The organism is Vibrio sp. 10N.222.52.C12, from assembly GCF_041474215.1.
Lineage (GTDB): Bacteria > Pseudomonadota > Gammaproteobacteria > Enterobacterales > Vibrionaceae > Vibrio > Vibrio crassostreae_C.
In genome coordinates this window covers 1-961 of record NZ_JBFRTR010000211.1, presented here as the reverse complement: position 1 = coordinate 961, position 961 = coordinate 1, and the positions used below count along the sequence as shown (strand labels likewise).

The window sequence follows — 961 nt, the reverse complement described above, 5'->3', positions numbered from 1 at the left end:
GTTTTAGATTTCTTATTTATAATTTTGACATTAGAGACCAAGGTTGAAATATACGCGTCTCCGACTTTGTTTCTTCGACGCTCAGAATCCACTTTCAACACATGAGTTTGGTTTTTGTTCTTTGAAGTTGAGGTCGCGATATTGAACTCTGATAACTGGTTCCCCAGCAGTTCAATTGCTTTTCTTGACTCTCTATCTGAAGAGAGACGGATGTTAATTTGGCTGCTTAGTTTTTGGTGTGTAATAGTCAGCAGTTCGATTGCGCTGATGTCAGCTTTATAACTAGGCTTCAGAGATGAAAGCATCGCGATATGCACAGAAGCATCGTGTTCAGTTTGATAAACACTGCGATTGTCTAACCACCAAAGTAATTTATCTTCGTGAGAAAGCGCATCAAGTTCGATTTGAGATTTACGGTTTAGATCTTTTATTTCGCGAATCAACTGTTGAGTCACGAGTGACTTTTTCACTCTTACTTCGACAAACGCACCAAGATCATTCTCTTCCATTTGTACATATTCGATACCATTTAAGGTCAAGGATTCAGTCTTAGTATTAACTTTGTTATCAACTAGACTATTTGAAAAACCCTTACCATTGGTTTCTCGAACGGTGTCTCTCATGTAAAAAGACGACTCGACTTGAGTCCATAACTTTTCGTTGATGTTGTTTACAGCAATTTTTTTAGCATGAGACAGAGTTAGCGCTTGAGAAACTGCATAAATGTACTCGTCACTGTCTACTTTAGGCTTTAGATACCATTCAGGTTTTGTAGATTGACAGCCAGAAAGAACAAGCAACGCGAATAGCGCTATGAAAAAGCGAACTATTTTTTTATTTGAAGACATTTGGAACCAACATCGAAAAAGTTTGTCGCAATCTTATATCCTCAAAATTAAACATTCAAACGACCAAATTTATAGTTTGATTCATTTTTGAGCCAAATATATTTATTTTCTAT

At 36.5% G+C, this 961-nt stretch carries 1 protein-coding gene; it reads right to left on the bottom strand.

The features are described from left to right. Positions 1 to 848: hypothetical protein (locus AB4623_RS23765; protein WP_372147492.1), on the bottom strand; the 848-nt coding region annotated here is incomplete at its 3' end. Positions 849 to 961 lie beyond the last annotated feature (113 nt).